Below are 13,551 nucleotides of genomic sequence, written 5' to 3' on the forward strand. Positions count from 1 at the left end.
CGGAAGAAAATTCTGAAATGGGTCGGCGCTGGTTCATGTCGCGGTCCTGTTTGGTCCTGTCCTGCGCAGCCAGTTCGGTGCGGGCGTCGGACTGTGCGCGAATGGCTCGGGTTTGACGGATCTTGCGTCGATGTCGAGCGAGTCGCGTGCAGTTTCAGTACGCAAAAACATGCAGATGTCGTGCCAATGAATGGGCATCTCGCGCCGCGCGCGCATTCAAGGCCCGTCGCGGGCGGCCGTTATGGCCATGAGGCGGCGTCAGAAGGCGCATGCACGCAAATGCAAATGACAGGCCGGGGTTGCGCGGTGCACACTTGGCCTTTGAGGCCTGTCCGGTGCCTAGGGAAACACTGATTAATGTACGCACTCGCGTTGGTACCCCAGGTTCCCCGAGACAAGGCGCGTCGTGCAGCGGGTAGTGGTTCTACCCGCAAGCGGCGCAACGCAGGATCGGGGAACCTGGGGTACCAACCCCACAATCCTTTGAAAAGCAGGGGCTCGGCCGCTTTTGCGTGCGCACGGCGTTGCGGCTCCCTTGTGCAGAATGACTGCACGGCAGTCGCCGCGCCTTGTTCGCACGCAAAAGCGACTCGAGCGCGAGCGTGTACATTAATCAGTGTTTCCCTAGAGCAATCGGGGCAAGGAGAGCGGCACGATGAGTCAATTCATTGACGATGTGAATCAGCGAACCCAGTTGGTGGGGCAGAACCGCATGGAGCTGCTGCTGTTCCATCTGGGCGGGTCGCAGACCTTCGGGATCAATGTCTTCAAGGTCCGCGAGGTGATTCCGTCGCCACCGCTGCGTCAGATTCCCGGCTCCATGAGCGTGGTGCGCGGGGTGGCGTCGCTGCGTGGCGGTACCGTGCCGATCATTGACCTGGCGCGAGCGATGGGCCTGCGTGGCGGCGTCGGGGCGGTCGACAACGGGGAGCAGAAAGTGGTGGTCACCGAGTTCAATCGTTCGGTGCAGGGCTTCTGGGTGTCGGCGGTGGACCGCATCGTCAACGTGAACTGGCAAGACGTGAAGTCGCCCCCGCGCGGAACCGGACGCGAATCCTTCCTGGTGGCCGTCACGGAGATCGACAACAAGCTGGTCGAGATCATCGACGTCGAACGGGTGCTCTCCATCGTCAATCCGCTGCCCAGCGAGGTCTCGCCATCCATCCGCGAGAACGCCAGAGAGGCCAGCGGGCGCAAGGTCGTGATCGTCGATGACTCGGTGGTGGCGCGCAAGCAGATCGAGGGCGCGATCAAGGGCCTCGGTTTCGAATACGACGTCTTCAAGGATGGCCAGGAGGCACTGGATTTCCTTGAACAGAAGGCCGCGGAAGGGCCGGTGGGTGACCAGATCGAGATGGTGATCTCGGATATCGAGATGCCACGCATGGACGGCTACACCCTGACCGCGCGCATCCGGGACAACACCGCGCTGAAGGACCTGAAGGTGCTGCTGCACTCCTCGCTGAGCGGTGAGTTCAATACCGACATGGTCAAGCGCGCGGGCGCGGATGCCTTTCTCTCCAAGTTCAATCCCGATGAGCTGGCCAATGCCGTACTGGATCAGACCGGGCGCGAGAGTCAGCAGGCCGAATGACCGGTCGGGCGGAACCGCGTTGCCGCCCGGCAAGCCCGGAGCGGCGACGGGTGGCCGCCACTCGGTGTGTATGGTGCCATGCGCGCGACGCCGTATACTCGACCCGATCTTCGGGGTCACCCCGGTTTTCCGGCCAAGAGGCCCCGGTCAAGGATTCGTCATCAGGATGCCTAATCACGATGGACAGCGCTCAGGGATGACTCGGTGATCGATTCCCGCGACTACGAGGAGTTCTCCCGCTTCCTGCAGGACTGCTGCGGCTTGGTGTTGGGTGACAGCCGCCAGTACCTGGTTTCCAGTCGTCTGTCGCGGCTGCTCGACGAGTTCGACTTCAAGAGCGTCCCGGAACTGCTGCATGCGATGCGGCAGGCCCCGAATCCGCGCCTGCGCACCCGCGTGATCGATGCGATGACGACCAACGAGACGTCCTGGTTCCGCGATGGCTTTCCGTTCGAGATCCTGCGCCACGTGCTGTTGCCGGAACTGGCCGCGAAGGGAGGCAGCATCAAGGTCTGGTCCGCGGGCTGCTCCAGTGGGCAGGAGGCCTATACGATCTCCATGGTGGTCTCGGAATGGGAAGAATCGCGGCCGGCCCGGAAGGTACCGGTTTCCATTCTTGGCACGGACCTGTCAGAGAAGATCCTGGACGATGCGCGGCGGGCCGTGTACGACGGCCTGAGCATCGTGCGCGGGCTCAGCGAGAGCCGGCGCGCGCGCTTCTTCGAGACCGTCGCGGATGGCCACAAGGTGATCCCGGATGTGCAGCGGCGCTGTCGCTTTCAGAAGCTCAACCTGATCGACAGCTATGCGGCGCTGGGCAAGTTCGACCTGGTGTTCTGCCGCAACGTGCTGATCTATTTCTCGGGCGACACCAAGCGACAGGTTCTTGACGCTATCGCCCGGCAGATGAATCCGGGCGGGTATCTGTTTCTTGGCGCTTCCGAGACCGCAGGGCCCTATACCCAGGCTTTCGAAACCGTACGAACCGAGTACGGCTCGGTACTTCGTCTGAAGTCCTGACGTAATCCAGCCCCGGGGCTGATTCCCGGGAACGCCCGTGCAATGCGGGCGGCGAATCGTTCCATCCCTTCCCCTGGCTGCCCGCTGTGCCTGCGCCCCTGCGGCACGCCGCTCGAGAATGGCATAACGATTGCATCAGTCCCCCTGCGAAGGGTCGCAATCGGTGCGCCCCGTTCTCCAAGCGAGGGTCCGCCGCGGGCGGACAGGACGGAAGCGATGAGTCTCTCTCTCGACAAGGCGATGGGTATTTCTCCGCAGGCCGTGAACGTGCGGGCGCAGCGCATGGAGCTGTTGGCCTCCAACATCGCCAACGCGGATACCCCGAACTACAAGGCGCGGGATATCGATTTTCGTGCGGTGCTCGAATCCGCGGCCGGCGGCGGCAATAGCTTGCCCATGGCGCGCAGCCAGGCGGCGCATCTCGACCCCAACGCCGGCGCGATGAACGGGCAGGTCGAGGCGCTTTACCGCGTCCCCTCGCAGGCGTCGCTGGATGGCAACACGGTGGACCCGCAGATGGAGCGGGCCGCCTTTGCCGAGAACGCCGTTCAATACCAGAGCAGCCTGGAATTCCTCAATCGCCGGGTCTCCGGCATCCGCGAAGCCCTTAGGGGCGATCGCTAACGTGACGCGGACCTGATCGGGAGATCGATGTCGTGAGCAACCTCTTCAGCCTGTTCAATACCTCCGCCTCGGCGCTGTCGGCGCAGTCGGTGCGCCTGAACACCGTGGCCTCGAACCTGGCCAACGCGAACACCGCCGCGACCAACCCCGACGAGGCCTATCGCGCCAAGCAGGTGCTGTTCCAGAGCGTGATGGACCAGGCAAACCCGAACGGTTCGTCGACGGCCGTTCGGGTGGCCGGCGTGACCGAGTCGCAGGCGGCGCCGCATGCGCATTACGAACCCCATCACCCGCAGGCCAACGAGGAGGGCTACATCTTCCGTCCGGCCATCAGCGTGGTGGAGGAGATGGCCAACATGATGTCCGCCTCGCGCAACTACGAAGCCAACGTGGAGGTGATGGAGACCTCGCGTCAGCTGCTCCAGCGCACATTGCAGATCGGTCAAGGCTAGGGAGCCATCGATGACACAGATATCCCCCGAATTGCTGGATCGCCTGGGCCTCTCGCGCCCCGAGCAGAAACAGGACAAGGACATGGACCGCCTGGGCCAGTCCGACTTCCTCAAGCTGATGACGACCCAGCTGGAGAATCAGGATCCGATGGAGCCGATGGACAACGGCGACTTCCTGGGCCAGATGGCGCAGTTCTCGACCGTAACCGGCATCGAGGAGCTGTCCAAATCCTTCCAGCAGCTGGCGCAGTCGCTGGGCCAGAACCAGACGCTGCAGGCGGCCTCCCTGGTAGGCAAGGACGTGCTGGTTCCCGTCGAATTCGGCGAGCTGGGTCCGGACGGCATGGTCAAGGGTGCGGTGGACCTGGATCGCTCCACGGAGGAGCTGCAGATCGACGTGTACAGCCCGAACGGCGAGCGCATCCGCCGCATGAACCTGGGCGCCGCCGGCAGCGGCCTGCAGGAGTTCAGCTGGAACGGCATGCGCGACGACGGGACCTTCGCACCCCCGGGCGTCTACGAGTTTAAGGCCACGGCCCGCTCCGGGACTCAGTCCGAGGCCGTGGATACCTTCCTGGATGCCCGCGTGGAGAGCGTCGCGGTGGGCAATGATTCCGGGCTGGCACTGACCGTGCAAGGCCTGGGCGAGATCAGCTTTTCGGATGTACGGCGGATTGGCGGCTAACGACCGGCGCGCGTCGAACGAACCCTAACGGAGGAAACACCCCATGCCCTTCAATATCGGATTGAGCGGACTGAACGCGGCCCAGGCCGACCTGCAGACCACCGGCAACAACGTCTCCAACTCGGGGACCACCGGATTCAAGCGCTCGCGGGCGGAATTCGGTGACGTGTTTGCCCAGAGCTTCGGCGGCATCAGCCAGACGGCGATCGGTTCCGGCACGCGCCTGCAGGCGGTGACCCAGCAGTTCTCGCAGGGCCGGACCGAGTTCACCGAGAACGGCCTGGACCTGGCCATCAACGGCGAGGGCTTCTTCGTCCTGAACGACCAGGGCAGCACGGTGTACAGCCGGGCGGGAGCCTTCCAGGTCGATCGCGACGGCTACCTGGTGAACAACCAGGGGCTACGTCTGCGTGGCTATGACGAGGCTGGTGGGACCAATCTCGGAGATCTGCGTCTGCAAACCGATACGGCCGCTCCCCAGGCCACCTCAAACCTTGAGGCACTGATTAACTTGCGTTCGGATGCGGCGACATTGAGTGACGATCCGGACGATTTCGTTCTCGATGACCCGGAGACCTACAACTTCTCCACCTCGCTCACCATGTATGACTCCCTAGGTATTGCGCGGGACGCCAACCTCTACTTCGTGAAGACTGCCCAGAACGAGTGGAATGCCCATGTTGCGGTGCGGCGAGACGATGGAAACTTGGAGGAGCTCGCTAACTATGGGGGTGGTGATTCAGGGCCGTTGGGTCTGGAGTTCGATGTCAATGGCCAGCTGGTGGGTGTAGATCCGCCCGCGGAAGGCCTCACCGTCCCGGGCGGTAGCTTGGACGGCGCGGATGACTTGGTCTTCGATATCAACTTCGACGGGACCACGCAGTTCGGTGGTGATTTCTCGGTGAACGACCTGAATCAGGACGGTTTCGCCTCCGGCCAGCTGACCGGCATCGATATCGACCAGACCGGTGTAGTGTTCGCGCGCTTCACCAATGGTCAGTCCTCGGTTCTCGGCCAGCTGGCGCTGGCGAATTTCCCCAACCCGCAGGGTCTGGAACAGCTAGGTGACAACAACTGGGCCGAAACCTTCGCGGCGGGTGACGTGCGACTGGATCGTCCAGGGTCGAGCAACCTAGGTTCCGTACAGGCCGGTGCACTTGAGGCCTCCAATGTGGATATCGCGCAGGAGCTGGTGAATCTGATCACTGCGCAGCGCAACTTCCAGGCGAACGCGCAGACGATCTCCACGGCCGATCAGGTCACCCAGACGATCATCAACATCCGTTAAGTCGCGGATGAGACGCTGAAGAGGGCTTGAGCATGGATCGATTTCTGTACATCGCGATGTCCGGTGCGAAGGAGACGATGCACGCACAGGCCATCAATAACCACAACCTGGCCAACGCCAATACCGACGGCTTCCGCCAGGCCCTGGCTACGGCAGACACCTTGCCGGTGCGCGGGCCGGGCCATGCCTCGCGTGATTACACCCAGATCGGGAACGATGCGGTGGACTTCAGCAAGGGCAAGATGCAGAGCACCGGCCGCGACATGGATATCGCCATCGAGGGCGAAGGCTTTATCGCGGTGCAGGGCCCGGACGGGGAGGAAGGCTACACCCGCGCCGGCTCGCTGCATGTGGATGCCTTCGGGCTGCTGCGCACCGCGCAGGGTCACCAGGTACTGGGGGATGGCGGTCCGATTGCCATCCCGCCGGCGGAGCAGATCGAGATCGGCACCGACGGCACCATCAGCGTGCGCCCCCTGGGCGTGGGTCCGGAGGCCCTGGCGGCGGTGGAACGCATCCGCCTGGTCAACCCGGACACCGACGAGCTCCAGCGTGGGGATGACGGCCTGTTCCGCCTGGCGGAAGGGGGCGAGGCGCCGGCGGATGCCGAGGTGCGCGTGGTCTCCGGGATGCTGGAGGGCAGCAACGTGAACACGGTAGAGGCGCTGACCCGGATGATCGAGCTGTCCCGCCACTTCGAGATGCAAGTGAAGATGATGGATAGCGCCAACACGCTGGAACAAAGCAGCAACCGCCTGCTGGGCCTCGGGTAATTTCCCGGGACTCGCGCGGCACTTGAGAGAAAACAGGAGAACACCATGAACCAGGCACTGTGGATCGCCAAGACCGGCCTCGACGCGCAGCACACGCGCATGTCGACGGTCTCGAACAACCTGGCCAACGTGAATACCACCGGGTTCAAGAAGGACCGGGCGGTATTCGAGGACCTGATTTACCAGACCGTGCGCCAGCCGGGCGCCCAGGCCACTCAGGATCAGCAGCTGCCCTCGGGCCTGCAGATCGGTACCGGGGTGCGCGCCGTCTCCACCGAGAAGATGTTCCAGCAGGGCAACCTGCAGCAGACGGACAACTCGCTGGACATGGCCATCGAGGGCCGCGGGTTCTTCCAGATCCTGCTGCCGGACGGAAATGTGGGTTACACCCGGGACGGCAGCTTCCAGTTGAATTCGGATGGCCAGGTCGTGATGTCCAATGGCTACCCGCTGCAGCCAGGCCTGTTCGTGCCTGAGGACACCCAGTCCCTCTCGATCGGCAAGGACGGCACGGTGACCGCGCAGATCCCGGGGCAGGCCGCACCGGTGGAGCTGGGCAATATCCAGCTGGCGGACTTCGTGAACCCGGCCGGTCTGCAGGCGGTGGGTGAGAACCTGTTCCGCGAGTCTGCGGCCTCGGGCGTGGCGCAGCAGTCCCTGCCGGGCCTGAACGGCACCGGCACCGTGGTGCAGGGCTCACTGGAGACCTCGAACGTGAACATTGCCGAGGAGCTGGTGAACATGATCGAGACCCAGCGCGCCTACGAGGTCAACTCCAAGGCGATCTCCGCGGCCGACCAGTCGCTGCAGTTCGTCAACCAGACCATCGGGTGATCTGATGACGCGCCTCGGAACCGTTCTCCGCCTGGCCCTGGCCGTGACCGCCGCATTGCTGCTGTCCGCCTGCGCCGCCACTCAGACGACCAAGCCGGACGACAACCCGGAGTACCAGCCGGTGATGCCGGCGCAGCCGGTCCCGCAGTCACAGAACAATGGCGGCATCTACCAGGCCGCCCACTCCCAGGGGCTGTTCGAGGACTACAAGGCGCGCAATGTCGGCGACATCCTGACGGTCATCCTGGCGGAGAGCACCAACGCGCAGAAGTCGGCGTCGACTTCCACCGGCAAGGATTCCAACCTGGAGCTGGGCAATCTCTCGGCCTTCGGCCGCGATGCCACGTTCAACGGTCGCCCGTTGTTTGGGGCGAGCAACTCGAGTTCGCGGGACTTCGACGGGTCCGGGGACTCCTCGCAGAGCAACCAGCTCGACGGCGAGATCACCGTGACCGTGGCCGAGGTACTGGCGAACGGCAACCTGGTCGTGCAGGGCGAGAAATGGCTGGGCATCAACCAGGGCGAGGAGTACGTGCGCTTTCGCGGCATCGTGCGCCCAGTGGATGTGACGACCAACAACACCGTGCTTTCCACCCAGGTGGCCAACGCCCGTGTGTACTACGGCGGTTCCGGCGTACTGGCGGACAGCAACACACCCGGGTGGATCACGCGCTTCTTCAACAGCCCGATCTGGCCCTTCTGACCCGGCATGACCGTGGCGAGGTACGACATGAATTCCACACGCACGACACAACGCGCCTCAGGCTTACCGGCTGCGCCGTTCGGCGACTGGCGCCGGCTGGGGCTACTGCTCCTGGCGGCGCTGCTGGTGGCCGGGCTGGGGAGTGCCGCGGTCTCGGCGCAGACCGCGATGCAGCAGCAGGTGGCCATGCAGGAGCGCAGCTACATGGAGCGGGTCAAGGATGTGGCCAGCGTCTCCGGCGTGCGGGATAACCAGCTGATCGGTTATGGCCTGGTGGTCGGCCTCGATGGTACGGGGGACCAGACCACCCAGACCCCGTTCACCGTGCAGAGCCTGAACAACATGCTGGGCCAGCTGGGGCTGACGCCGGATGCTGGCAACCCGCAGCTGCGCAACGTGGCCGCGGTGATGGTCACGGCTGAACTGCCACCGTTCGCCAAGGCGGGTCAGCGGATCGATATCACCGTGTCGTCCATGGGCAACGCGACCAGCCTGCGCGGCGGCACGCTGCTGATGACACCGCTGAAGGGGGCGGATGGCCAGACCTACAGCATCGCCCAGGGCAATCTGATCGTGGGCGGTTTTGGCGCGGAAGGCACCGATGGCTCGCGCATCACCGTGAACGTGCCCAGCGTCGGCCGTATCCCCAACGGCGCAACCGTGGAGCGCGAGGTCCCGACGGCGTTTGCCCAGGGCGATCACGTCACCCTGAACCTCAATCGGCCGGATTTCACCACCGCCAACCGCCTGGTGCAGACGGTGAACGATACCTTCGGCCATGGCGTGGCCCATGCCCTGGACGGCTCGTCCGTGCGGGTGCGGGCGCCGGCGAACCCGGATCACCGGGTCGGCTTCGTGGCCGAGCTGGAGAACCTGCCGATCGAACGCGGTGCGCCGCCGGCGCGGGTGATCGTCAACTCGCGTACCGGGACCGTGGTGATCGGCTCCAGTGTGCAGGTGACCCCGGCCGCCGTCTCCCACGGCAGCCTGACCGTGACCATCAGCGAGGCCCCTCAGGTCGTCCAGCCCGCGCCCTTCGGCGAGGGCGAGACCGCCATCCAGCCGGATACCGACATCGCGATCGAGGAGGGCGACAACACCATGTTCCTGTTCGACCCGGGCACCTCGCTGGACGAGATTGTCCGCGCGGTGAACAACGTGGGCGCGGCCCCGGGCGATCTGGTCGCGATCCTGGAGGCCCTGCGCGAGGCCGGTGCCCTGCGCGCGGAGCTGGTGGTGATCTGATGATTGGTTCGGGTGTCGATACCCAGATGCAGGCCCGCGCGGCCATGGCCTCGGACCCCAGTGGTCTGCAGGACCTGGCCCGGGGCGCGCGTTCGGGCGATCAGAAGGGTCTGGAGGCCGTGGCCCGCGAGTTCGAGGCCATGCTGATCGGCCAGATGCTCAAGCAGATGCGCGAGGCCTCTCTGGGCGACGGCCTGTTCGACAACGACCAGAGCGAGATGTACCTGGAGATGCAGGATCAGGAGTTCGCCAAGGCCATGAGCCAGGGCGACGGCATCGGCCTGCGTGATGCCCTGATGCGCCAGCTCTCCGCCCAGCAGCCTGTCGATCCCGAGACACTGAATGACCCGGATCGCCAGGCGGCCCTGGAAATGCCGCGTCGACGGTCGGAGCTGGATACCCTGCGGGCGTTACAGGGCGAGGCGGAATTCGAGTTGCGCCCGGTGGGCCCGCAACGCCCGGAAGCTGTGTCGCCGGAGGCGGCTCGCAAGGCGGCGCCGCAACCGGCCCCCATCGCCTGGCCGCCGCGGGACGCCGCGGACTTTGTGCAGACCCTGGAACCCCTGGCGCGGGATGCCGCGGCGGAGCTGGGCGTCGAGCCCGGCATCCTGCTGGCGCAGAGCGCGCTGGAGACCGGCTGGGGGCAGCACGTGCCGTCGCGGGCCGACGGCCAGCCGAGTTTCAACCTGTTCGGGATCAAGGCCGACAGCCGCTGGGATGGCGATCGCGTCTCCGTGGGCACGCTGGAGTTCCGCGAGGGCGTCGCCCAGCGCGAACAGGCACGCTTCCGGGCCTATGCCGATCCGTCCGAGTCGTTCTCCGATTACGTCGATTTTATTCGTAACAACCCGCGTTACCACCGGGCCCTGCAGGCCGGCGATGACGCGCAGTACATCCGCGAGCTGCAGGATGCCGGCTATGCCACCGACCCGGCTTACGCGGACAAGGTCCTGCGGGTGCGCGACCAGATGGCCGCGCATCGTGACAACGGATCGACTCAAGTCGCGGCCGATGCGGCCGTTACCCGTACCAAGGGGTAGAGCATGAAGCAGAAATGGCCCAGTCCGATGATTAAACAGGCGTTGTCGCGGGAGGCACGGGCATGAGCGCGTCCGGCATCGGCACCTCCGCGCTGCTGGCGTTCCAGCGCGCGATCGGCACCACCAGCAACAACATCGCGAACTCGGCGACCGAAGGCTACAGCCGCCAGCGCACCGAGCTGTCCAACCTGACGCCGCAGTTCCTGGGCGGCAGCTTCCAGGGTCAGGGCGTGCAGGTGGACACGATCCGCCGTATCTCCGACGATTTTGTGAATACCCAGCTGCGCAACTCGATCTCCGATCAGTCGAACGCCGAGCTGAAGGCGTCGCTGGCCGGGCGCATCGACGACCTGCTGGGCAGCTCCAGTTCCGGGCTGACGCCGGTGCTGCAGGACTTCTTCGACGCCGGCCAGGATCTGGCCAACGACCCCACCTCCAGCGCCGCGCGCACGGTCTTCCTGACCGAAGCGGAGTCTCTGGCCGAGCGATTCGCCTCGATCGACCGGCGCATCGAGGAGCAGCGCGACATCATCAACGGCCAGATCCGCACCAACGTCGACGAGATCAACTCGCTGACCGAGGCGGTCGCCGGGCTCAACCGCGAGATCGTGTCCAAGTCCACCCAAGGCACCCCGAACGATCTGCTGGACCAGCGCGACCGCGTGCTGAACCAGCTGGCGGAGAAGGTGAACGTCCGCATCACCGAGCAGGACGACGGCGCGGTCAATGTGTTCGTCGGCAACGGCCAGGCGCTGGTGCTGGGCGGTAACAACCGCGAACTGGTCGCCGAGTCGCTGACCGGGGACCCGCGTTCGCCGGACATCGGACTGGCCACCAGCGGCGATCCGGTCAACATCTCCCGCTTCATCCAGGGCGGCGAGCTGGGCGCGCTGCTGGAGACGCGCGGCGGGATCATCGACGAGGCGCAGAACACCCTGGGCCGCCTCGCGATCAGTATCGGTGAGGAATTCAACCAGCAGAACAACCTCGGGCTGGACCTGGAGGGCAATCTGGGTGCGAATATCTTCGGGATCAGTGAGCCGACCGTGCGTGGGTTCCCGGGAAATGAGTCCGGTGGTGTCCCGGAAGTGGAGATCACGGATGTCCGCGCCATGACAACGTCCGACTACCGTCTGCGTAATGTCGGGGGCGAATACGAGTTGACTCGGTTGTCTGATGGCACCTCTGTAACGCCCGAAAACGGTGTGCTCGAATTGGACGGGATCAGCGTAAATACCAATGCGATCGGCGGTGTGGAGGATGGGGACGAGTGGCTCATTCAACCCACGCGTAATGGGGCGAGGGATTTGTCCGTCGACATGACCGATCCCGCCGGGATTGCAGCTGCTGCCGCCGTGCGTGCTGACCTCGGCGAGGACAACAAAGGGGGTGCCACGATCGCCTCTGTCCGAGCCGATGCCTCCGACATCAACTTAGGAGATCTGTCCGCTGACGAGCCCGATGTGGTTTCCTTTGTTGCCGATGGCGGTTCCGATGAACAGGGCGCGTTCGTGATCGATGACCAAGCGTTTGACCTCGATGACAATGGGGTGACCACGATCTCGTTCAACGGCTGGGAGATGGAGATCCGTGGCACGCCGGCGGACGGAGACACGTTCGGGGTCAGCAGCAACGAGGGCTATCCGGGTGACAGCCGCAACATGCTGGCGATGAATGACCTGTCGGACGAACGCCTGGTGGGTGGCGATCGCACATTCGGGGATGGCTACAACAGCCTGCTGGCCAACGTCGGCACGCGCACCCGCCAGGCGCAGGTCGCGCAGGAATCCGCCGATGCGCAACTGGAGCAGGCGCGTGCCCAGCGCGAGGCGGTGTCCGGGGTCAATCTGGACGAAGAGGCGGCGGACCTGATCCGCTATCAGCAGGCCTATCAGGCGGCGGCCCAGGTCATCTCGGTCAGCAATTCGCTGTTCGATACATTGCTCGGCGCAGTTCGCCGCTAGCGCCCACTGGGAGACCCGAACATGCGCATTTCCACCACCCAGATCTTCCAGACCGGGATCGACCAGATCCAGCGCGGCCAGACGGAGCTCAACCGGACCTCGCTGCAGATGGGGCGAGGCGAGCGCATCTTGTCGCCGTCCGATGACCCGAGCGGTGCGACCCAGGTCAATCAGTTCGAGCGCATCATCCAGGCCACCAAGCAATACCAGCGCAACATCGACAACACCCAGCCGCGCCTGCAACAGGAGGAATCGGCCCTGCAAAGCGGGACCGACCTGCTGCAGCGCGCGCGCGAACTGGTGGTGGCCGGCAACAACGACAGCCAGACCAACGAGACCCGTAGCTATCTCGCCGGCGAGCTGCGCCAGCTGCGCGAAGGGATGTTCGATATCGCGAACACAAAGGACCCGAACGGCGAATATCTCTTCGCCGGCACGAAGTCCCTGGATCAGCCCTTCCGCCAGAATGGCGACGGGGAAGTCATCTACGATGGGGCCAAGGGAACGGGCAGCGTTCGCGAGGTCGCAATCTCCCCGAACCGGAAGGTTGCGGTGGGTGACACCGGCGAACGAGTGTTCATGGCCATCCCCGAGAACGACGGACGGGTTGGGGCCGCCGCGCATCCCGAAAACACCGGTCGGCTGGTTGTGGAGCAGACTGGGGTAAGTGACCAGGCCGCCCTGAACACCGATGACAATTTTCTGATTCAGTTTAAGGAAGGTCCTGAGGGTGGCTTTAGCTATCACGTGTACCAGGCGGACGAGGATGGCGAGCTGGTGGAGGATGAAGATGGTAATCCAGAGCCGCTCGAAGTTAACGGTGGAGCAGTGACAGGCGATTACGTGCCGGGCGCCGCGATTGAGTTTGCAGGGCGTTCCGTCACAGTGAGTGGCACGCCTGATGACGAGGACATGGTCCTGTCCAGGCCGGCGGAGAACAAGAGTGTCTTCGATACCCTGGATGCCATCATTGCTGCCCTGGAACAGGGCGGAGCCGATGGCCCCAGTCGGGCGAATCTGGCGACGGCCAGCAATACCGCACTTGGCGATCTGGATGCTGTGCTGGGGAATTTCAGCGACATCCGCGCCGAGGTGGGATCGCGCCTGAAGACCTTTGACCAGCAAAAGGATCTGAACGAGGACCGGCTGGTGGACCTGAACAGTGCGGTGTCCGAGATTCGCGACCTGGACTACGCCGAGGCGATCAGCCGCTTCAACCAGCAGCAGGTGGCCCTGCAGGCCGCGCAGCAGACTTATACCCAGGTGAACCGCCTGTCGCTGTTCGACTTCCTCTGATCAATCCCCGGTCGGGCGGATGAGGGTCGTGCC

13 protein-coding genes are annotated in these 13,551 nt (G+C 64.5%); all 13 read left to right on the top strand.

Annotated features, from left to right (window positions below; genetic code table 11):
* Positions 1-655: 655 nt before the first annotated feature.
* On the top strand, positions 656-1,594 hold the full coding sequence (locus tag D575_RS0108345; protein ID WP_018145461.1) for a chemotaxis protein CheV: 939 nt from the start codon (positions 656-658) through the stop codon (positions 1,592-1,594).
* 204 nt (positions 1,595-1,798) lie between these two features.
* On the top strand, positions 1,799-2,614 hold the full coding sequence (locus D575_RS0108350; RefSeq protein WP_018145462.1) for a protein-glutamate O-methyltransferase CheR: 816 nt from the start codon (positions 1,799-1,801) through the stop codon (positions 2,612-2,614).
* A gap of 216 nt (positions 2,615-2,830) precedes the next feature.
* Positions 2,831-3,238, top strand: a complete 408-nt coding sequence (gene flgB / locus D575_RS0108355) for a flagellar basal body rod protein FlgB (RefSeq protein WP_019563558.1) — start codon at positions 2,831-2,833, stop codon at positions 3,236-3,238.
* Positions 3,239-3,270: 32 nt separating this feature from the next.
* Positions 3,271-3,690, top strand: coding sequence for a flagellar basal body rod protein FlgC (gene flgC, locus D575_RS0108360; protein WP_018145464.1), 420 nt, complete (start codon positions 3,271-3,273; stop codon positions 3,688-3,690).
* Between the two features lie 10 nt (positions 3,691-3,700).
* Positions 3,701-4,375 (top strand): flagellar hook assembly protein FlgD, encoded by a 675-nt coding sequence (locus tag D575_RS0108365; RefSeq protein WP_018145465.1) that lies wholly within the window; start codon positions 3,701-3,703, stop codon positions 4,373-4,375.
* 43 nt (positions 4,376-4,418) lie between these two features.
* Entirely contained in the window at positions 4,419-5,663 is a 1,245-nt protein-coding gene (flgE, locus tag D575_RS0108370; RefSeq protein ID WP_018145466.1) for a flagellar hook protein FlgE, read from the top strand.
* A 32-nt stretch (positions 5,664-5,695) separates the two neighbouring features.
* Positions 5,696-6,436, top strand: a complete 741-nt coding sequence (flgF, locus tag D575_RS0108375) for a flagellar basal-body rod protein FlgF (protein ID WP_018145467.1) — start codon at positions 5,696-5,698, stop codon at positions 6,434-6,436.
* Between the two features lie 45 nt (positions 6,437-6,481).
* A complete protein-coding gene (gene flgG, locus D575_RS0108380) occupies positions 6,482-7,270 on the top strand; it encodes a flagellar basal-body rod protein FlgG (RefSeq protein ID WP_018145468.1) in 789 nt (262 codons plus the stop codon).
* Between the two features lie 4 nt (positions 7,271-7,274).
* Positions 7,275-7,973: a flagellar basal body L-ring protein FlgH gene (gene flgH / locus D575_RS0108385; RefSeq protein ID WP_018145469.1), complete on the top strand. Its 699-nt coding sequence runs from the start codon at positions 7,275-7,277 to the stop codon at positions 7,971-7,973.
* A gap of 27 nt (positions 7,974-8,000) precedes the next feature.
* Positions 8,001-9,218, top strand: a complete 1,218-nt coding sequence (locus D575_RS0108390; protein ID WP_018145470.1) for a flagellar basal body P-ring protein FlgI — start codon at positions 8,001-8,003, stop codon at positions 9,216-9,218.
* Positions 9,218-10,258, top strand: coding sequence for a flagellar assembly peptidoglycan hydrolase FlgJ (flgJ, locus tag D575_RS0108395; RefSeq protein ID WP_018145471.1), 1,041 nt, complete (start codon positions 9,218-9,220; stop codon positions 10,256-10,258). The genes D575_RS0108390 and flgJ overlap by 1 nt, the downstream gene beginning before the upstream one ends.
* A gap of 62 nt (positions 10,259-10,320) precedes the next feature.
* A complete protein-coding gene (gene flgK / locus D575_RS0108400; RefSeq protein ID WP_018145472.1) occupies positions 10,321-12,222 on the top strand; it encodes a flagellar hook-associated protein FlgK in 1,902 nt (633 codons plus the stop codon).
* A gap of 21 nt (positions 12,223-12,243) precedes the next feature.
* Positions 12,244-13,518, top strand: coding sequence for a flagellar hook-associated protein FlgL (gene flgL, locus D575_RS0108405; protein WP_018145473.1), 1,275 nt, complete (start codon positions 12,244-12,246; stop codon positions 13,516-13,518).
* Positions 13,519-13,551 lie beyond the last annotated feature (33 nt).

Source organism: Thioalkalivibrio sp. AKL6 (genome assembly GCF_000376905.1).
Taxonomy (GTDB): Bacteria; Pseudomonadota; Gammaproteobacteria; order Ectothiorhodospirales; family Ectothiorhodospiraceae; genus Thioalkalivibrio; species Thioalkalivibrio versutus.